The sequence below is a fragment of the Pseudomonas sp. PF05 genome (assembly GCF_056521845.1).
The window spans coordinates 28,958-49,108 of the sequence record NZ_JBWLPW010000005.1; the positions used below are offsets into that span (position 1 = coordinate 28,958).

A 20,151-nucleotide genomic window follows, 5' to 3' on the forward strand; every position below is an offset into this window, starting at 1 on the left:
TCAACCCGTTCCGGCGAGCCGGTGGCAAAGCTGTGGGAGCAAAGCTTGCTCGCGATACAGGCGACGCGATTTCTGAAAGACCGCGTCGCTTTCATCGCGGGCAAGCCTTGCTCCCACAGATAAATCCCTCCACCACGAAAGCATCCTCATCACGCCTAGGTTCTACTGCTTGCCCAGCGCAAAGTTGGGCAAGTCGCCCACCGGTTGATTGAACTGGTAGGGAATCGACACCAGCCCCAAGCCGGTATTGCGCTGCACCACGAAATGCAGGTGCGGGCCTGAGCTGTTGCCGGTATTGCCCGACAACGCCAACGGCGTGCCCACCCCGATCCGCTGCCCTTCCCGTACGCTCACCGAACCTTTCTGCAAGTGCAGATAGACGCCCATGGTCCCGTCATCGTGCAGCACCCGTACGAAGTTCCCCGAAGGGTCGTCCCCACGGCCGGTCTGCTGGTTTTCGGTCTTGATGACCACGCCGCCCCGCGCCGCGATGATCGGTGTGCCCACGGGCATGGCGATGTCCATGGCGTAGCGGCTCTTCGGACCGTAATGGCTGTACTGGCCGTTGGCACCCTGGCTCAGCCGGAACGGCCCGCCCCGCCACGGCAACGGGTACCGATAGGCCTGTGCCGCGCCTGCAGGGTCGCCCAGGGAGTATTCGAACCTTGGGGTATACACCAGCGGCCTGCCGGGCCGCGTGGCCGTGAGCAACGCCAGGCGCAGGTTGCTGCGCGCCGGCAGCACCCGACGAATCGGTCGGCTCGGTGCCCCGCTGACGTTGCGCAGCCCGGCGAAACTCAACTCGATCTCCACCGGCGCATACAGATCGTTGCGCACGAACACCGCGTCCGCGCCTTTGTGCTTCTTGATATCGAGGAACACCTGTCGCTCCAGGCGCTCGACCATGCGATCGCGGAACACGAACACCTGGGCGCCCTTGCTGGGGCGATCGCTATAGGACACCACGCCATTGGCATCGGTGGATTTGTAGATCGTCATGGCCACGGCCGAGGTGGAGGCCAGGACAAGACCACAGGCAAACAGCAGGGGTGCGAGCATGGGCAAAGGTTCTGTCGAAAAATGAAGGCCTGCACAGCAGCCTAGCAGCTGGGATGGACCAGCGTAGTCGACGGATGTTTCAAAATTGGATCAGTGATCGGTGTTGAAGCTCATGGCCCCATCGCGAGCAAGCTCGCACAGGGGGATTTGCGTAGGGCACAAAAACTGTGGCCAGTGCACAAATCACTGTGCGAGCTTGCTCGCGATGGCGTATTCAAAGCGCCGCCGAATCAGGCGCCAGGTACGAAGTGCTTCTGCGCGGTGCCGCGGGCGATCAGGCGGGAGATGTAGTCGAGTTTCTGCGGGTCTTTGTCGACGAAGCGGAAGGTCAGTTGCAGCCATTCGCTGTCGGGCGTCTGTTCATGGGCGACGATGGCGTGCAGGTAGCCGTTCAGACGAGCGGTTTCGGCGTTGTCGCCTTGCTCCATATCCAGCACTGCACCTTCGAGCACTTGCGGCAGGGTGTCGGTGCGTTTGACCACCAGCAGCGCTTCCTTGAGGCTCAGGGCCTTGATCACGCATTGCTGGGTGCCGCTGGACAGGCGCAACTGGCCTTGGCCGCGGTTGGTCGACGGAGCGGCGGCGGCCGGCGCCTTGACCGGTGGGCTGTTGAGCAGGCCACGCGCCGGAGCGGCTGCAGCTGGGGCAGCAGCGGGGGCCGAAGCAACAGCGGCGACCGGAGCCTTGCCGCCTGTCAGGGCGCTCAAGGAGTCATTGCCGAACGCCGAGTTCATCTTGGTCGGGGCACTGTTCATCAGCGTATCGAGCTTGCCGACCTTATGCAGGGCCTGTTTGACCTTGGTCAGTAGCTGTTCGTTGGTGAACGGCTTGCTGACATAGCCGGAAACGCCGGCCTGGATCGCCTGGACCACGTTTTCCTTGTCGCCGCGGCTGGTGACCATCACGAACGGCATGCCCTTGAGGTTGTCCTGCTGGCGGCACCAGGTCAGCAGTTCCAGGCCGGACATTTCCGGCATTTCCCAATCGCACAACACCAGGTCGAACGCTTCGCGAGCCAGCAGGGCCTGGGCTTTCTTGCCGTTCACCGCGTCTTCGATGCGCACGCCCGGGAAGTAGTTGCGCAGGCACTTCTTCACCAGGTCACGAATGAACGAAGCATCGTCCACGACCAACACACTGACCTTACTCATCCAGATACACCTCTAAAAAATCCCGGCAAGCATACCGCTTTTACTGATGGCACATTGCCAAAAAACCTTCAGTCACGCCGGGACTTTTCGTTCGCGGGGTGCTGCTTTCGATTAAAAAAAATCCAAAAAAAAGCCCGACCAGAAGGCCGGGCGCTTTTCTTGGCAATCTTACTTATCGTCAGTTTCGCCCGGAACATTAGCAGTTTCGGACGGGGTGCCCTCAACTTCTTGCTTCATCCGCTTGAGCCCCAAATGCCGCACATCCGTGCCGCGCACCAGGTAGATGACAAGTTCCGAGATGTTGCGTGCATGATCGCCGATACGCTCCAGAGAACGCAGCACCCAGATGATGCTCAACACCCGAGAGATGGAGCGCGGGTCTTCCATCATGTAAGTCGCCAGCTCGCGCAGGGCGGTCTTGTATTCGCGGTCGATGATCTTGTCGTACTGGGCCACCGACAACGCCAGGTCGGCGTCGAAGCGGGCAAAGGCGTCCAGCGCATCGCGAACCATGTTGCGCACCTGGTCGCCAATGTGGCGAACCTCGACGTAACCGCGCGGTGCCTCGCCTTCTTCGCACAACTGAATGGCACGACGAGCGATCTTGGTGGCTTCGTCGCCGATACGCTCAAGATCGATCACCGACTTGGAGATGCTGATGATCAGCCGCAGGTCGGAAGCAGCCGGCTGACGACGGGCCAGGATACGCAGGCACTCCTCGTCGATGTTGCGCTCCATCTGGTTGATCTGATCATCGATTTCGCGCACCTGCTGGGCCAGGCCGGAGTCGGCCTCGATCAGCGCGGTCACCGCGTCGTTGACCTGCTTTTCCACCAGCCCGCCCATGGCCAGCAAGTGACTGCGCACTTCCTCAAGCTCAGCGTTGAACTGTGCGGAAATGTGGTGAGTAAGGCCTTCCTTCGAAATCATTTTGTTCGCTCCGCGAAAGTTGCAAGCTTCAAGCTGCAAGCTTCAAGCAGTTAAATGTTGATCCTGATAGCGCAGTGCGGCTATGCAGCAGCCTCGACTAGCCGTAACGACCAGTGATGTAGTCTTCGGTCTGTTTCTTGGCCGGATTGGTGAACAGGGTATCGGTGTCGCCGAATTCCACCAGCTTGCCCATGTACATGAACGCGGTGTAGTCGGAAACCCGCGCCGCCTGTTGCATGTTGTGGGTCACGATGACGATGGTGAACTTGGACTTGAGCTCGTAGATCAGCTCTTCGACTTTCAGCGTCGAGATCGGGTCCAGGGCCGAGCAGGGTTCGTCGAGCAGCAGCACTTCCGGTTCCACGGCGATGGTGCGAGCGATCACCAGACGTTGCTGCTGACCACCGGACAAGCCCAGGGCCGATTCATGCAGGCGGTCCTTGACCTCATCCCACAACGCCGCGCCCTTGAGGGCCCATTCCACGGCTTCGTCGAGGATGCGCTTCTTGTTGATGCCCTGGATGCGCAAGCCGTAGACCACGTTTTCGTAGATGGTTTTCGGGAACGGGTTGGGCTTCTGGAACACCATGCCCACGCGACGACGCAGCTCGGCCACGTCTTCGCCCTTGCGGTAGATGTTGTTGCCGTAGAGGTTGATTTCCCCTTCGACGCGGCATCCGTCCACCAGGTCGTTCATGCGGTTGAAAGTGCGCAGCAAGGTCGACTTGCCGCAGCCCGACGGGCCGATAAACGCGGTGACGCGCTGTTTCGGGATGTTCAGGCTGACGTCATACAGCGCCTGCTTCTCGCCGTAGAACAGACTCAGGCCGGGCACTTCGATGGCGACGGTTTCCTGAGCCAGGTCCAGGCTCTGCTTGTCGCGGCCCAGGGCCGACATGTTGATGCCGTGTGTATGTGCTTCGTGTTGCATGGGAGGCTCCCTGTGCTAACAAATTCGGTTCGGAACGCCTTTGTGGCGGCCCCATAAAAATTCCGGTGAACGCCGATCAGTGTGGGAGCGAGCTTGCTCGCGAAGGGGCCATCAAGGCCGCCAAAGCTTCGCGAGCAAGCTCTCCCACAGACCATCAGCTATCCAGTGCCTTGTACTTCTCGCGCAGGTGATTACGGATCCACACCGCCGACAGGTTGAGCGTGGCGATCACCAGCACCAGCAACAGCGCCGTGGCGTACACCAGCGGTCGTGCCGCTTCGACGTTCGGGCTCTGGAAGCCCACGTCATAGATGTGAAAGCCCAAGTGCATGATCTTCTGGTCCAGGTGCAGGTAGGGGTAGTTGCCGTCCAGCGGCAGCGACGGGGCCAGTTTCACCACGCCCACCAGCATCAGTGGCGCCACTTCGCCAGCGGCACGGGCCACGGCGAGGATCATCCCGGTCATCATCGCCGGGCTCGCCATGGGCAGAACGATTTTCCACAGGGTCTCGGCCTTGGTTGCGCCGAGGGCCAGGGAGCCTTCGCGCACGGTCCGCGGGATCCGCGCCAGGCCTTCCTCGGTCGCCACGATCACCACCGGCACCGCCAGCAGCGCCAGGGTCAGGGATGCCCAGAGCAGGCCCGGGGTACCGAAGGTCGGCGCCGGCAAGGCTTCGGGGAAGAACAACCGGTCGACCGAACCACCCAGCACGTAGACGAAGAAGCCCAGGCCGAACACACCGTAGACGATGGCTGGAACGCCGGCCAGGTTGTTCACCGCGATACGGATCAGGCGGGTCATCGGGCCTTGGCGGGCGTATTCACGCAGATAGACCGCCGCCAGCACGCCGAACGGCGTGACGATCATCGCCATGATCAGGGTCATCATCACAGTGCCGAAAATCGCCGGGAAGATGCCACCTTCGGTGTTGGCTTCACGGGGGTCGTCGCTGAGGAATTCCCAGACCTTGCTGAAATAGAAGCCGAGCTTGGCAAACGTGCCCATGCCGTTCGGCTGATAGGCGTGTACCACCTTGCCGATGCCGATCTCCACTTCCTTGCCGTTGGCATCGCGGGCGGTCAGGCTGTCGCGGTTGAATTGTGCATGCAGGTCGGACAGGCGCGCTTCGATGTCCTTGTAACGGGCATTGAGTTCGGCACGTTCGCTTTCCAGGTCCGCTTGAGCGGCGGCATCGAGCTTGCCATTGAGCTCCAGTTTGCGACCGTGCAGGCGGATGCGCTCCAGGCCGGCGTTGATTGCACCGATGTCGCTTTTTTCCAGGGTCTTGAGCTCGGCGGCCAATTGGTTGACCCGCTGAACGCGGGCTTGCAGCTCCGGCCAGGCCGCCTCGCCTTCGGCAATGACCTTGCCGTCCTGCTTGACGTTGACCAGGTAGCCGTAGAAGTTGCCCCACTCACGACGCTCGATGGCCATCAGCTCCGGCGGCGTGGTCTGGTTGGTCAGCCAGTCACCGACGATCCAGGTGAAATCGGTGCCGTTCAGGTCCCGGTTACCCACCTTGATCAGCTCGCGAGTCATGAACTCCGGGCCTTCGTCCGGCACCGGCAGGCCGGCGCTTTTCAGGCGCTCGCGAGGCACTTCTTCTTTCTGCACGATTTCGCCGACCACCAGGTGCGCAGGCATGCCCGGCACCTCGTAGCTGGCGTGGACCAGGTCCGCCGGCCAGAAGTGGCCCAGGCCGCGCACGGCGATCACCGCCAGCAGGCCAATGGTCATGATGACCGCGATGGACACCGCGCCACCGCTGATCCAGACGCCGGGGGCGCCGCTCTTGAACCATCCTTTCAGGGAGTTCTGTTTCACAGACTTCTACCTTTCTTAAAGCGACGAATATTTCTTGCGCAGACGCTGACGGATCAGCTCGGCGAGGGTGTTCATGATGAAGGTGAACAACAGCAGCACCAGGGCCGACAGGAACAGCACGCGGTAATGGCTGCCGCCAACTTCCGACTCCGGCATTTCCACCGCCACGTTGGCCGCCAGGGTACGCAGGCCTTCGAACAGGTTCATTTCCATGACCGGCGTGTTACCGGTAGCCATCAGCACGATCATGGTTTCGCCGACCGCACGACCCATGCCGATCATCAGCGCCGAGAAAATGCCAGGGCTGGCGGTGAGGATCACCACGCGGGTCATGGTCTGCCACGGCGTGGCGCCGAGGGCCAGAGAGCCCAGGGTCAGGCCGCGGGGCACGCTGAACACGGCGTCTTCGGCGATGGAATAAATGTTCGGAATCACCGCGAAGCCCATCGCCAGGCCGACCACCAGGGCGTTGCGCTGGTCGTAGGTGATGCCCAGGTCATGGGAGATCCACATGCGCATGTCGCCGCCGAAGAACCAGGCCTCCATGTACGGGCTCATGTACAGCGAGAGCCAGCCCACGAACAGGATCACCGGGATCAACATCGCGCTTTCCCAGCCCTCTGGTACCTTCAGACGCACGGACTCAGGCAAACGACTGAAGACGAAACCGGCCACCAGAATGCCCACCGGCAACAACATCAGCAGGCTGAAGATACCCGGCAAGTGCCCTTCGACGTACGGCGCCAGGAACAGCCCGGCGAAGAAGCCGAGGATCACCGTCGGCATCGCTTCCATCAATTCGATCACCGGCTTGACCTTGCGACGCATGCCCGGGGCCATGAAGTAGGCGGTGTAGATCGCGGCGGCAATCGCCAGCGGCGCGGCCAGCAGCATCGCGTAGAACGCTGCTTTCAGGGTGCCGAAGGTCAACGGCGACAGGCTCATCTTGGGTTCGAAGTCGGTGTTGGCGGCGGTCGATTGCCAGACGTACTGAGGCTCGTCGTAGTTTTCGTACCAGACCTTGCCCCACAACGCGCTCCACGACACTTCCGGGTGCGGGTTGTCCAGTGTCAGCGGTTGCAGCTTGCCGCCCTGCTCGACGATCAGGCGGTTGGCCCGTGGCGACATGCCGAACAGGCCCTGGCCATCGACCACCTGGTCCACCAGCAGGGTGCGGTGGGCGGTGCTGTGGAATACGCCAAGCTTGCCGGCGGCGTCGAGCGCAACGAAACCCTTGCGACGCTCTTCGGCGCTGATCTCAACGATCGGCGCGCTGCCCATCTGGAAGGTACGAATCTGTTTGAAGCGCAGCTCGCCGTCCGGATCGCGAGCCATGAACCATTGGGCCAGGCCGCCCTTGGAGTCGCCGATGATCAGCGAGATCCCGCCCACCAGCTGGGTGACGGCGGTGACTTGGGCGTCGGCGTCCTCGAGCAGTTTGTAGCGACCGTTGAGGCTCTTGTCCCGCAGGCTGAACACATCGGCCTGGGCACGCCCGTTGACCACATACAGCCATTGCTGGCGCGGGTCCACGAAGATGCTCTTCACCGGCTCGGTCATCTGCGGCAGGTCAATGCGGGTCTGCTCGCTGGTGACCTCACCGGTCATCATGTTTTCTTCGCTGGTCAGCGACAGCACATGCAATTGAGCACCGCTGGAACCGGCCAACAGCAAGGTCGTATCAGAGGCGTTGAGGCTGACATGTTCCAGGGCGGCGCCCTGCTCGTTCAATACGATCGGCGTCTCGCCGTAAGGATATTCGACGGCAGGCGAGATGGTTTTCTTGCCGTCCGGGTAGGTGACCTTATAGGTGTGACGGAATACCAGGGCCTGGCCGTTGGACAGGCCGATCGCCACCAGCGGGCTGCCGGGTTGATCTTCACCAATGGACGTTACGCTGGCACCGGCCGGAATCGGCAGGTCGACACGACGCAGTTCGGCGCCACTGCGGACGTCGAAGAACAGCGCCTGGCCCTTGTCGGAAACCCGCATGGCGACTTGGTTCTGTTCTTCGATGGAGATCATCAAGGGTTTGCCGGCGTCTTGCATCCAGGCCGGCGTGATCGAGTCCTTGGCGGTCAGGTCCGCGCCCTGGAACAGGGGCAGCACCACATAGCCCAGGAAGAAGAAAATCAGGGTGATCGCACCGAGGACGGCGAGGCCGCCGATCAGCACGTACCAGCGGGTCAGGCGATCCTTGAGCGCGCGAATGCGGCGCTTGCGTTGAAGCTCAGGCGTATTGAAGTCAATGCGCTTGGGAGGGGAAGTCGTAGTCATTGTGGAATTGGCCAGATCATTCATGCGCACACCCTAGCGATCCTGTATGACAGAAAGATGACAATGCAGTGACGCAGCAAATCCGCCGCCAGCAGGAAGCGGCAGCGGACAGGAATTTGGGTTGTGGGAGCAACCTTCGCTCCCACAGAAGTCCGGGCGTTGGCCCGGACTCAGGTATTACTTCTTGGCGACGCTGCCTTCCGACAGACCCAGGTCAGCCAGTGCCTTGGCGGCTACTTTGGCTGGCAGTGGGATGTAGCCGTCCTTGACCACGACTTCCTGGCCTTGCTTGGACAGGACCAGCTTCACGAACTCGGCTTCCAGCGGGGCCAGAGGCTTGTTCGGGGCTTTGTTGACGTAAACGTAGAGGAAGCGCGACAGCGGGTACTTGCCGTTCAGGGCGTTCTCTTCGCTGTCTTCGATGAACTCGCCGCCTTCTTTCTTGGCCAAGGCAACGGTTTTCACGCTGGCGGTCTTGTAGCCGATACCCGAGTAGCCGACGCCATTAAGCGAGCTGCTGATCGACTGCACAACCGAAGCCGAACCCGGCTGTTCGTTGACGTTTGGCTTGTAGTCGCCTTTGCACAGGGCTTCTTCCTTGAAGTAGCCGTAGGTGCCGGACACGGAGTTACGGCCGAACAGTTGCACTGGCTTGTTGGCCAGGTCACCGGTCACGCCCAGGTCACCCCAGGTCTTGACGTCGGCCTTGGCGCCGCACAGACGAGTCGAGGAGAAAATCGCATCGACCTGAGCCATGGTCAGGCCTTTGATCGGGTTGTCCTTGTGTACGAACACAGCCAGGGCGTCCACGGCAACCGGGATAGCGGTTGGCTTGTAGCCGTATTTCTGTTCGAAAGCCTGCAGCTCGTTGTCCTTCATCTTGCGGCTCATCGGGCCCAGGTTGGAGGTGCCTTCGGTGAGCGCGGGTGGCGCGGTGGAGGAACCGGCCGCTTGAATCTGGATGTTTACGTTCGGATATTCTTTCTTGTAGTTCTCGGCCCACAAGGTCATCAGGTTGGCCAGGGTATCGGAGCCGACGCTGGAGAGGTTGCCCGACACACCAGTGGTCTTGGTGTAAGCCGGAATTGCCGGGTCAACACCAGCGGCAACCGCGCTGGCAGTCGCTACGCCAGCAGCGACAAAAGTCATTGCCGCCATCAAACGCTTCAGTTTCATGCCTTACTCCTAGCAGATAGAGTGTGTTAAGTCGGCCAAGTATCGGTAAGCCGTGTGAACACTCTATGGCTGAAATATGACAATTGGATGAAAGGCCAGTATCGAGTTTTACAAGATGTTGTGGCGAGGGGATTTATCCCCTCACCACAGAGGCCTGTCCAGCGCTGATCAGCGTCCCTTCTTCCAGAGATACCCACCCACCACAATCCCGATCCCACAGATGACCACCACGTAGTACGCGGGCCCCATCGAGCTCTCTTTCAACAGCAAGGTCACGATCATCGGCGTCAACCCGCCGAAGATTGCATAGGCCAGGTTGTAGGAGAACGACAGGCCGCTGAAGCGCACCACCGCCGGGAAGGCATTGACCATGACATAGGGCACCGCGCCGATGGTGCCTACCAGCAAGCCACTCAAGGCATACAGCGGGAACAGCCACTCGGGGTGGTCGAACAGGCAGTGGTAGAAGGTCCAGAAGGTGATCATCAGCAAACTGCTGCCGAAGACAAACACCCGCCCGGCGCCGAAACGGTCGGCCAGCACACCGGCACCGATGCAACCGAAACTCAGGAACACGATCGCCAGGCTGTTGGCCTGCAACGCGGTGGTCGGGCTGAAGTGGTACACCGTCTGCAACACGGTCGGTGTCATCAGGATCACCACAATGACGCCGGCCGACAGCAGCCAGGTCAACAGCATGGAAATGGCGATGGCGCCGCGATGGTCACGCAGCACGGCCCGCAGCGGCACTTCCTCGGCCAGGGCTTTGCGCAGTTGCAGCTCGGCGAACACCGGGGTTTCGTGCAACCAGCGACGCAGGTACACCGAAAACAGCCCGAACACGCCACCCAGCAGGAACGGGATCCGCCAGGCGTAATCGGCCACTTCCACCGGTGTATAAATGCTGTTGATCGCCGTGGCGACCAGCGAACCCAACAAAATCCCCGCCGTCAGACCGCAGGTCAGCGTGCCGCAGGCATAGCCGATGTGGCGCGCTGGAACGTGTTCGGAAACGAATACCCAGGCACCAGGCACTTCCCCGCCAATGGCCGCGCCCTGGATCACCCGCATCAGCAACAGCAGGATGGGCGCCCACATGCCGATCTGTGCGTACGTGGGCAGCAGGCCCATGATCAGGGTCGGCACGGCCATCATGAAAATGCTCAAGGTGAACATCTTCTTGCGCCCCAGCAGATCGCCAAAGTGGGCCATGACGATCCCGCCCAGGGGGCGGGCCAGGTAACCGGCGGCAAAAATGCCGAACGTCTGCATCAAGCGCAGCCACTCGGGCATTTCGGCAGGGAAGAACAATTTGCCGACCACGGTGGCAAAGAACACGAAAATGATGAAATCGTAGAACTCCAGCGCACCGCCCAAGGCAGAAAGCGACAGGGTCTTGTAATCGTTGCGGGTCAATGGACGTGCCGGTTGTGCGGGCGTTGCCGTGCTCGAAGGCGCAGTGGTCATGGCAAGGGCTTCTCTTATAGTGGGTTCTGCAACCCTGGCAACACGGGGTTGGGGGCCTGGGCAGGTCCGGCACGATAGCAAATTGTTCGAAAAAGCACATAGAGGTGCGTATTTGATAGTCAAAATCGGAACCGAGTGGTCGTCTCGACGCCTATCGCCCGATATACTCGCAACCTTGCAGTACTCTGTAAGGGGTTGCTGTGCGAAAACGTCGTTGGTGGCGTAGTACCAGAACCAGCCGATTTCGCAGAGTTTCCCTTTGGCACGCCTTTACGAAAAACGTGACGAACGCAGTATGTTCGGGCTGAATCGTTTTTTACAAAGACGGCTATTCACCTGAAGTACAAGACAGCGTTACGGGTCAGAGGCACCCCCGGCATGATAGAGCTCGAACAAGAAGATCCAATCCCGCAAGGCGACCTGGCCCTGCAAATCACCGCGCTCCCTCGCGAGACCAACGGTTTCGGCGATATCTTCGGCGGCTGGCTGGTGTCCCAGATGGACCTGGCCGGCACCGCCATGGCCAGTAAAGTGGCGGGCGGACGCGTGGCCACCGTGGCGATCGATCGCATGGCGTTCCTGGTGCCGGTGGCGGTGGGCGCGCAGTTGTCGTTCTATACCCAGGCGTTGGAAATCGGCCGCAGTTCGATCCAGATGATGGTCGAAGTCTGGAGCGACGACCCGCTGTCCAGTGAATGGCGCAAGGTGACCGAAGCGGTGTTCGTCTTCGTCGCCATCGACGGCAGCGGCCGCACCCGCTCGGTTCCGCCGCGCGCCCGTTAAACACGGCGGCCGTTTTGCGGTCCATTGCAGTCCCTGTTCCCGAGCGAGATTTGCAACATGCCTACGCCCAACGTCGAAGCCGTCAAGCTGGATGAACTGAACGCCTGGCGCATCCGCCACGGTCAGGCCGAGCTGCTGGTGGCCCAACAAGGCGCGCATATCCTCAGCTATCAAGTGGACGGCCAGCCGCCGCTGATCTGGCTCAACGACCAGGCCACGTTCAAGGCCGGCAAGAGCATCCGCGCGGGCGTGCCGGTGTGCTGGCCGTGGTTCGGCAACCTGACACGCAACCCCGACAGCGTACAGGCCATGCGCGTGAGCAACGACCCGGCCACCGCCCACGGCCTGGTGCGGGCGATGGATTGGGAGCTCAAGGGCATCGAAGCCCAGGGCGAAAGCCTGAAAGTGGAATTCGTGCTGCCCTACCCCGAAAACGGCCTCTCAGGCTGGCCCCATCAGGTAGACCTGACGCTGGCCATCGTGATGGACGAGCAGTTGCACATCCGCCTCACCAGCCATAACCGCGGCAGCGAAACCGTCAGCCTCAGCCAGGCGCTGCACAGCTACTTTGCCGTGAGCGACGTGCGCAACGTACAGGTCGAAGGTGTGGATGGCTTGAGCTACATCGAGACCCTGGACGACTGGAAAACCGTCACCCAGGCCGGCGACTTGCACTTTGCTGGCGAGACCGACCGCATCTACCTCAATACCCCGCCGAAGCTGAGCATCGTCGACCCCCAGTGGCAACGACGGATCGAGCTGACCAGCAGTGGTTCGCGCTCGGCAGTGATCTGGAACCCATGGACCGAACGCGCCAAGGCCTTCAGCGACATGGCCGACGACGGCTGGCAACACATGCTGTGCATCGAAACGGCCAATGTGATGGACGATGTGGTGACGTTGGTGCCGCAGGCCAGTCATACCCTGGGTGTGAGCCTCTGCAGCAAGCCGCTCTAAGCCACACCACAAAACCATTGTGGGAGCGGGCTTGCTCGCGAAAGCGGTGTGTCAGTCAACATAAGTATCAACTGACCGACCGCCTTCGCGAGCAAGCCCGCTCCCACATTGGGATCTATTACAAATCCGCCTCCTGCACCACCCGCACCTTCTCCGCATCCAGCGCATACGCCGCACTCGCCAGATCATTGTCGACCTTTTCGATCTTCAGCGTGCCGGTCACCCACAGCGGTGTATAGATGTCGTCCAGCTTCAAGCCCTTGGGATAGCGCACCAGCACCAGTTGATTAGGCGGCGGTGGCGGGACGTGGATGCAGGCGCCGGGGTAAGGCACCAGGAAAAACAGCGTGCTGCGGCCTTTGGCGTCGGTTTCCAGGGGCACCGGGTAACCACCGATGCGGATGTGCTTGTCGTTCATCGACGCCACGGTCTTGGTCGAATACATCACCGCCGGCAAGCCCTTGCTTTGCTTCAGGCCACCTTTCTCGGTGAACGTACCGTTGGCTTCGGGGGAATTATGGTCGATCTCGGGCATGGCCTCGAGGGCTTTCTGGTCCGACTTGGGCATCAGTTCGAGCCAGTCGGTTTCCGGCAGCTCGGCGGCGTGGGCCAGGCCACTGCCCAGCAAAAGAAGGGTCAACACTAGACGGCGCATGAATGGGCTCGGCAATGAGTAGGAAGTGCAACGCCGGGCATTCTAGCCCCCTCTGCGCGCCACGCAGAGGGGGCTTTGTCGCATTTGAATCAGTTTCTTTTGATCAGGCCGTAGATCACCAGCAACACCACCGCGCCCACCAGGGCACCAATGAAGCCAGCGCCTTCGCCGGCATGGTAGATGCCCAGGGCCTGGCCGCCGTAAGTGGCTGCCAACGAACCGCCGATACCGAGCAGGATGGTCATGATCCAGCCCATGCTGTCATCGCCCGGTTTCAGGAAGCGTGCCAGCAGGCCGACGATCAGGCCGATAAAGATGGTTCCAATGATTCCCATGGCATTTCCCTCTCGTTGAATAGCTAGAGCCAGAATCCGGTCAGATTTGGCGCCTAGCTAATCAGAGAAGTTGGCCGACGAATGGTTCCACCGACTCCAGACTATTACTCGGCGATCAGCGTCTCGACCTTGATGATCTGCTGGGCCAGCGTCGCCCGGTCAGCGCAACGCAGGTTGGCGTGACCGACCTTGCGCCCAGCCTTGAACGCCTTGCCATAGTGATGCAGATGGCAGTCGGCAATCGCCAGGACTTTCTCGCTGTCCGGGACCTTGCCGATGAAGTTGAGCATCGCGCTTTCACCGACCTTGGCGGTCGACCCCAGCGGCAGCCCGGCCACCGCCCGCAGATGGTTTTCGAACTGGCTGCATTCGGCGCCTTCGGTGGTCCAGTGCCCGGAGTTGTGTACCCGAGGCGCGATTTCGTTGGCCTTGAGGCCACCGTCCACTTCAAAGAACTCGAATGCCATCACGCCGACATAGTCGAGCTGCTTGAGCACCCGGCTGGAATAGTCTTCGGCCAGGGCCTGCAACGGATGGTCGGTGCTGGCGACGGACAGCTTGAGGATGCCGTCCTTGTGAGTGTTGTGCACCAGTGGGTAGAAACGGATCTCACCGTCGCGGGCACGCACGGCAATCAACGAGACTTCGCCAGTGAACGGCACGAAGCCTTCCAGCAGGCAGGCCACGCTGCCGAGTTCGGCGAACGTACCGACCACGTCTTCAGGCTTGCGAAGGACTTTCTGACCCTTGCCGTCGTAACCCAGGGTACGGGTCTTGAGCACGGCGGGCAGGCCGATGGTAGCGACGGCAGCGTCGAGGTCGGCCTGGGACTGAATGTCGGCAAAAGCCGGCGTGGGGATGCCCAGGTCCTTGAACATGCTCTTTTCGAACCAGCGATCACGGGCGATCCGCAAGGCTTCGGCGCTCGGGTAGACCGGGACGAACTGGGACAGGAAGGCCACGGTCTCGGCCGGGACGCTTTCGAACTCGAAGGTCACCAGGTCGACTTCATCGGCCAATTGGCGCAGGTGATCCTGGTCGCCATAGTCGGCCCGCAGGTGTTCACCCAATGCCGCGGCGCAGGCGTCCGGCGCCGGGTCAAGGAAAGCGAAGTTCATCCCCAGCGGCGTACCTGCCAGGGCCAACATGCGACCCAACTGGCCGCCACCGATTACACCGATCTTCATTCGTCAACAACCTCAGGCAATGCGTGGGTCTGGATTGTCCAGGACGCTGTCTGTCTGCTCAGCGCGGAATTTTTTCAGCACGGTATGAAATTGTGGGTGCTTGGCGCCCAGGATGCTCGCCGAGAGCAGGGCCGCGTTGATCGCGCCAGCCTTGCCGATGGCCAGGGTCGCGACCGGGATACCGGCCGGCATCTGCACGATCGACAGCAGCGAATCGACGCCCGAGAGCATCGAAGACTGAACCGGCACGCCCAGCACCGGCAGGTGGGTCTTGGCCGCACACATGCCTGGCAAATGGGCGGCGCCACCGGCACCGGCGATGATCACCTCGATGCCACGCGCCTCGGCCTCTTCGGCGTACTGGAACAGCAGGTCCGGGGTACGGTGGGCGGAGACCACTTTCACCTCGTAAGGGATGCCGAGCTTTTCCAGCATATCGGCGGTGTGGCTAAGGGTGGACCAATCGGACTTGGAGCCCATGATCACGCCAACCAGTGCACTCATCGTCGTGCCTCTTCTCTCTGGGCGCCCGCAGGCGCGTCAAAAAACAACAAGCCACGCAGGAGACCGGCGTGGCTTGTTGTACGAATTATGGTCGGGCGAACCGACCGAAGGCCGGGCAGTATACCGAAAATGGTGCGTTAAACGCACTTTCGCCGACCATCTGTCATTTGCGGTGAAGTGGCGGTTTTATTGACTTGCAGGTCAGCAGAGCAACGACACAAATCCCTTGTGGGAGCGAGCTTGCTCGCGATAGCGATAGGTCAGTCAATGCAACCGTGAATGCCAGTCCGTCATCGCGAGCAAGCTCGCTCCCACAAGGGCTCGGTGATGACCCTGATATCAGTGGCATCCCACAAGGGGTTCTGCGCTGGTTTCAAGATCCGGCGGCGCCCTGCGCCGCACCACCTTCAAGCTTGCGCCACAACAACCGCACATTGGCCTTGCGCACCAGGGCGCAGCGGTACAGGCGGATCTCCAGCGGCACGTGCCATTGCGGGCCGCCGCAGATCACCAGTTCGCCCCGGGCCAGTTCGGCGCGTACGCTCAGGTGCGGCACCCAGGCGATGCCCAGGCCTTCCAGGGCCATGCTTTTGAGGCTGTCGGCCATGGCCGTCTCGTAGATCGTGGTGAAACGCAGCGCCCGCTGGCGCAACAACTGGTTGACTGAACGCCCGAGGAAAGCCCCGGCGCTGTAGGCCAGCAGCGGCACGCTGGCCTCGCCCTCAAGGTCGAACAGCGGATTACCGTTGGCATCGGCGGCGCACACCGGGAGCATTTCGGTCTGGCCCAGGTGCAGCGACGGGAAGATCTCCGGGTCCATCTGCATGGCCGAGTCCGGATCGTAGAAGGCCAGCATCAGGTCGCAGCCCCCTTCACGCAGGGCATGGACCGCATCGCCGACGTTGGTCGCCACCAGCCGCGTGGCGATGTTCATGCCCTCGTTGCGCAATTGCGCGATCCAGCGCGGAAAGAAGCCCAGCGCCAGGGAGTGGGCGGCGGCCACCTGTATGACTTCGCCCTGTCCGCCTTCCAGGTGATGCAAATGGCGCAACACTTCACCCAGTTGTTCGACCACCGTGCGCGCCGTCACCAAGAAGAGTTGCCCCGCTGCCGTCAGCTCGACCGGCGTGCGGGAGCGGTTGACCAGGGTCAGCCCCAGCGCCGCCTCAAGGCTGCGGATTCGCCGGCTGAACGCCGGTTGCGTCACGAATCGCCGTTCGGCCGCCTGGGAGAAACTGCGGGTAGCGGCCAGGGCACTGAAGTCCTCAAGCCATTTGCTTTCAAGATTCATCACGCCTCCCTTACACGCACCAAAACAGGTCACACGTTCGTCGCACTGTCGACGTCACACCGACATTATGCCGAATATGCATAGGGCAGTGCTTAACAGCATTGGCCCATTTTTTTTCGAGAGCCTAGGATTCGCAGCGTTCCGGCTCAGACCGGGTCCTTATCGAGATGATTTCCATCATGTCCTCCGCTGCATCATTCCGCACAGAAAAAGACCTGCTTGGCGTACTCGAAGTACCAGCGCAAGCGTATTACGGCATCCAGACCCTACGAGCGGTAAACAATTTCCGTCTCTCCGGCGTCCCGATCTCGCATTACCCCAAGCTGGTGGTCGGCCTGGCAATGGTCAAACAGGCCGCCGCTGACGCCAACCGCGAACTGGGCCAGCTCAGCGAAGCCAAGCACGCCGCCATCAGTGAAGCCTGTGCACGATTGATCCGCGGCGATTTCCACGAAGAATTCGTGGTGGACATGATCCAGGGCGGCGCTGGCACGTCGACCAACATGAATGCCAACGAAGTCATCGCCAACATCGCGCTGGAGGCCATGGGCCACCAGAAAGGCGAGTACCAATACCTGCACCCCAACAACGACGTGAACATGGCGCAGTCCACCAACGACGCCTACCCAACCGCGATCCGCCTGGGTCTGCTGCTGGGCCACGACGCATTGCTGGCCAGCCTCGACAGCCTGATCCAGGCGTTCGCGGCCAAAGGTGAAGAATTCAGCCACGTCCTGAAAATGGGTCGTACCCAGCTGCAAGACGCCGTGCCGATGACTCTCGGCCAGGAATTCCGCGCCTTCGCCACCACCCTGAGCGAAGACCTGGCGCGCCTCAAAACCCTGGCGCCTGAACTGCTCACCGAAGTGAACCTGGGCGGCACCGCCATCGGCACCGGCATCAACGCCGACCCACGCTACCAGGCCCTGGCCGTACAGCGTCTGGCAACCATCAGCGGCCAGCCGCTGGTCCCGGCCGCCGACCTGATCGAAGCCACCTCCGACATGGGCGCCTTCGTGCTGTTCTCCGGCATGCTCAAGCGCACCGCAGTCAAGCTGTCGAAGATCTGCAACGACCTGCGCCTGCTGTCCAGCGGCCCACGCACCGGCATCAACGAAATCAACCTGCCGGCCCGCCAGCCAGGCAGCTCGATCATGCCCGGCAAGGTCAACCCGGTGATCCCTGAAGCGGTCAACCAGGTGGCATTCCAGATCATCGGCAACGACCTGGCCCTGACCATCGCGGCCGAAGGCGGCCAACTGCAACTGAACGTGATGGAGCCGCTGATCGCCTTCAAGATCTTCGACTCGATCCGCTTGCTGCAACGGGCCATGGACATGCTGCGCGAGCACTGCATCGTCGGCATCACCGCCAACGAAGCGCGCTGCCGTGAACTGGTCGAGCACTCGATCGGCCTGGTCACCGCCCTGAACCCGTACATCGGCTATGAAAACGCCACCCGCATCGCCCGTGTTGCCCTGGAAAGTGGCCGCGGCGTGCTGGAACTGGTGCGCGAAGAAGGCTTGCTCGACGACGCCATGCTCGACGACATCCTGCGCCCGGAAAACATGATTGCTCCGCGTCTGGTCCCGCTCAAAGCGTGATCGACACGACCACCGCTCACCAGGTCGAGGGACTAGACACCTCTCACCTTTTGAGGGCTTGGGGATCTTCCCCAAGCCCTTTTTTTAATTGATAGCAGCAAAGGATGACCGAACCTGTGGGAAGGAACCTGCTCGTGATAAACGACGACGCGCTGCCCGTTGTAAACCGCGTCGCCAGCCAACGCAAGCAGGCTCGCCCCCACAATAACCTGACCGAAAGGCCAGGTGTTTCAAAGGGTCCGCTTCGTCGGACGCACCACAACTGTGCAGACGGGCACCGCACTGATAGGTATAGTGCCGCCCCTCTTCGCATGAGCGGTCGTCTGCAGCGAGACCCTTAAACATGCGAAAACCGAACTAATAACAAACCCGCGAAAATGGACCGGGACGAAACATCGCCTCACCTGTCGGGCCGCGCGCCGACCGATGTAACGCGATGTTTCCAAATGGCCAGCATTTGCTTAAACAAAAAACAGCGAGGAATACTCATGCTTGAAGTCATCAACGACTTCCTCTCAGGGAAAGTGCTGATCGTGCTCATTGTCGGGCTCGGGAGCTACTTCACGATCCGCTCGCGTTTCGTCCAGTTCCGTCATTTCTTTCACATGTTCGCGGTGTTCCGTGACAGTTTGAAAAGCAGCACTGACCAGCTCAGCTCATTTCAGGCGCTGATGCTCAGCCTCGCCGGTCGTGTCGGCGCGGGCAACATCGCCGGTGTCGGCATCGCCGTGACCCTCGGCGGTCCTGGTGCAGTGTTCTGGATGTGGGTGACCGCGCTGGTCGGCATGTCCAGCAGCTTCTTCGAGTGCTCCCTCGGCCAGCTCTACAAGCGCTGCGACGCCGAAGGCCAGTTCCGTGGCGGCCCGTCCTACTACATCCAGCACGGCCTGCAGAAGCGCTGGTTGGGCATGGTCATGGCGGTCCTGCTGCTGGTCACCTTCGGCTTCGCCTTCAACGGCCTGCAAGCCCACGCAGTTACCCATTCCCTGAACAACGCCTTCGGCTTCGACACCACCTACACCGGCCTGGGCCTGGCGGTGCTGCTGGGCCTGGTGTTCATCGGTGGGATCAAGCGCATCGCCAAGGTGGCCGACCTGCTGGTACCGGTCAAGACCCTGGCGTACATCGGCGTGACCCTCTACGTGATCGTGCTGCAGTTCGAACACGTACCGGACATGCTGGCGACCATCGTCAGAAGCGCCTTCGGCCTGGACCAGGCCTTTGGCGGCCTGATCGGCAGCGCCATCGTCATGGGCGTCAAGCGTGGCGTGTTCGCCAACGAAGCCGGCCTGGGCAGTGCGCCAAACGTGGCCGCCGTCGCGTCGGTCGAGCACCCGGTAGCCCAGGGCGTGGTTCAGGCGTTCAGCGTGTTCCTCGACACGTTCCTGATCTGCACCTGCACCGCACTGCTGATCCTGCTGTCGGGCTTCTACACCCCGGGCTTCGAAGGCGACGGCATTGCCCTGACCCAGAACTCCCTGGCGGCCGTCGTGGGTGACTGGGGCCGGATATTCATCTCCGTGGCCCTGTCCTTGTTCGTGTTCACCTCGATCCTCTACAACTACTACCTGGGCGAGAACAACCTGCGCTTCATGCTGGGTGAAAACCGCAAGGCCCTGATCGCCTACCGCACACTGGTTCTGGTCCTGATTTTCTGGGGCGCCATCGAAAACCTCGGCACCGTGTTCGCCTTCGCCGACATCACCATGACCCTGCTGGCGTTCGTGAACCTGATCGCGCTGTTCCTGCTGTTCAAGGTCGGCATGCGCATCCTGCGTGACTACGATGACCAGCGTTCGGCCGGCATCAAGACCCCTGTCTTCGACTCCAGCAAGTTCCCGGACCTGGATCTGGACCGCAAGGCTTGGCCGGCCAACCCATCGGCGCCGGTTACCAAACCTGACGCCAAGACTGCTGGCGTGGCCGCAGCGCAACGCTGATCGGTAATCAAGGAAAAAAACCGGGCGCATCCCCTGCGCCCGGCGTGACACAGCCTGAGGTCGGCGTCATGCTCGACCT

General features: G+C 61.3%; 17 protein-coding genes. 4 read left to right on the forward strand and 13 right to left on the reverse strand.

The genetic code is table 11. The annotated features are described in order from the left end of the window. Positions 1 to 162: 162 nt before the first annotated feature. From AC09SL_RS10655 to AC09SL_RS10690, 8 genes are all read right to left on the reverse strand, one after another. Positions 163 to 1,059 (reverse strand): peptidoglycan DD-metalloendopeptidase family protein, encoded by an 897-nt coding sequence (locus AC09SL_RS10655; protein WP_058544185.1) that lies wholly within the window; start codon positions 1,057 to 1,059, stop codon positions 163 to 165. 230 nt (positions 1,060 to 1,289) lie between these two features. Next, positions 1,290 to 2,210, reverse strand: coding sequence for a response regulator (locus tag AC09SL_RS10660; protein WP_058544184.1), 921 nt, complete (start codon positions 2,208 to 2,210; stop codon positions 1,290 to 1,292). A 168-nt stretch (positions 2,211 to 2,378) separates the two neighbouring features. Beyond that, positions 2,379 to 3,140 (reverse strand): phosphate signaling complex protein PhoU, encoded by a 762-nt coding sequence (phoU, locus tag AC09SL_RS10665; RefSeq protein WP_003196388.1) that lies wholly within the window; start codon positions 3,138 to 3,140, stop codon positions 2,379 to 2,381. A 97-nt stretch (positions 3,141 to 3,237) separates the two neighbouring features. Continuing rightward, a complete protein-coding gene (pstB, locus tag AC09SL_RS10670; RefSeq protein WP_058544183.1) occupies positions 3,238 to 4,071 on the reverse strand; it encodes a phosphate ABC transporter ATP-binding protein PstB in 834 nt (277 codons plus the stop codon). A gap of 154 nt (positions 4,072 to 4,225) precedes the next feature. Beyond that, complete coding sequence (pstA, locus tag AC09SL_RS10675) at positions 4,226 to 5,896, reverse strand: phosphate ABC transporter permease PstA (protein ID WP_058544182.1); 1,671 nt, start codon at positions 5,894 to 5,896, stop codon at positions 4,226 to 4,228. Positions 5,897 to 5,911: 15 nt separating this feature from the next. Next, positions 5,912 to 7,945 (reverse strand): ABC transporter permease subunit, encoded by a 2,034-nt coding sequence (locus AC09SL_RS10680; protein WP_175360682.1) that lies wholly within the window; start codon positions 7,943 to 7,945, stop codon positions 5,912 to 5,914. 405 nt (positions 7,946 to 8,350) lie between these two features. After that, positions 8,351 to 9,349 (reverse strand): phosphate ABC transporter substrate-binding protein PstS, encoded by a 999-nt coding sequence (locus AC09SL_RS10685; RefSeq protein ID WP_058544180.1) that lies wholly within the window; start codon positions 9,347 to 9,349, stop codon positions 8,351 to 8,353. Between the two features lie 168 nt (positions 9,350 to 9,517). Beyond that, a complete protein-coding gene (locus tag AC09SL_RS10690) occupies positions 9,518 to 10,816 on the reverse strand; it encodes an MFS transporter (RefSeq protein ID WP_058544179.1) in 1,299 nt (432 codons plus the stop codon). Positions 10,817 to 11,194: 378 nt separating this feature from the next. Here AC09SL_RS10690 and AC09SL_RS10695 point away from each other — a divergent pair, with 378 nt between their 5' ends. Together AC09SL_RS10695 and AC09SL_RS10700 are read left to right on the forward strand one after the other, a co-directional pair. Next, positions 11,195 to 11,599: an acyl-CoA thioesterase gene (locus AC09SL_RS10695; RefSeq protein ID WP_003177184.1), complete on the forward strand. Its 405-nt coding sequence runs from the start codon at positions 11,195 to 11,197 to the stop codon at positions 11,597 to 11,599. 57 nt (positions 11,600 to 11,656) lie between these two features. After that, positions 11,657 to 12,556: a D-hexose-6-phosphate mutarotase gene (locus AC09SL_RS10700; protein ID WP_058544178.1), complete on the forward strand. Its 900-nt coding sequence runs from the start codon at positions 11,657 to 11,659 to the stop codon at positions 12,554 to 12,556. A 118-nt stretch (positions 12,557 to 12,674) separates the two neighbouring features. On the opposite strand, the gene AC09SL_RS10705 is transcribed toward AC09SL_RS10700, so the two are convergent. The 5 genes from AC09SL_RS10705 to AC09SL_RS10725 all read right to left on the reverse strand — a co-directional run bounded on the left by AC09SL_RS10705 (position 12,675) and on the right by AC09SL_RS10725 (position 16,528). Beyond that, positions 12,675 to 13,211, reverse strand: a complete 537-nt coding sequence (locus AC09SL_RS10705) for a DUF3299 domain-containing protein (protein ID WP_058544177.1) — start codon at positions 13,209 to 13,211, stop codon at positions 12,675 to 12,677. An 89-nt stretch (positions 13,212 to 13,300) separates the two neighbouring features. After that, positions 13,301 to 13,546, reverse strand: coding sequence for a GlsB/YeaQ/YmgE family stress response membrane protein (locus AC09SL_RS10710; RefSeq protein ID WP_058544176.1), 246 nt, complete (start codon positions 13,544 to 13,546; stop codon positions 13,301 to 13,303). A 104-nt stretch (positions 13,547 to 13,650) separates the two neighbouring features. Then, positions 13,651 to 14,733, reverse strand: coding sequence for a 5-(carboxyamino)imidazole ribonucleotide synthase (locus AC09SL_RS10715; RefSeq protein ID WP_058544175.1), 1,083 nt, complete (start codon positions 14,731 to 14,733; stop codon positions 13,651 to 13,653). Between the two features lie 12 nt (positions 14,734 to 14,745). Beyond that, positions 14,746 to 15,237 carry a 5-(carboxyamino)imidazole ribonucleotide mutase gene (gene purE, locus AC09SL_RS10720; RefSeq protein ID WP_003196369.1) on the reverse strand — a complete coding sequence of 164 codons (492 nt, stop codon included), beginning with the start codon at positions 15,235 to 15,237 and terminating at the stop codon, positions 14,746 to 14,748. 373 nt (positions 15,238 to 15,610) lie between these two features. Next, on the reverse strand, positions 15,611 to 16,528 hold the full coding sequence (locus tag AC09SL_RS10725; protein ID WP_058544174.1) for a LysR substrate-binding domain-containing protein: 918 nt from the start codon (positions 16,526 to 16,528) through the stop codon (positions 15,611 to 15,613). 179 nt (positions 16,529 to 16,707) lie between these two features. Here AC09SL_RS10725 and aspA point away from each other — a divergent pair, with 179 nt between their 5' ends. After that, positions 16,708 to 18,132: an aspartate ammonia-lyase gene (gene aspA, locus AC09SL_RS10730; RefSeq protein ID WP_003196363.1), complete on the forward strand. Its 1,425-nt coding sequence runs from the start codon at positions 16,708 to 16,710 to the stop codon at positions 18,130 to 18,132. A gap of 488 nt (positions 18,133 to 18,620) precedes the next feature. Next, complete coding sequence (locus tag AC09SL_RS10735) at positions 18,621 to 20,072, forward strand: alanine/glycine:cation symporter family protein (RefSeq protein WP_058544173.1); 1,452 nt, start codon at positions 18,621 to 18,623, stop codon at positions 20,070 to 20,072. Positions 20,073 to 20,151: the final 79 nt, after the last annotated feature.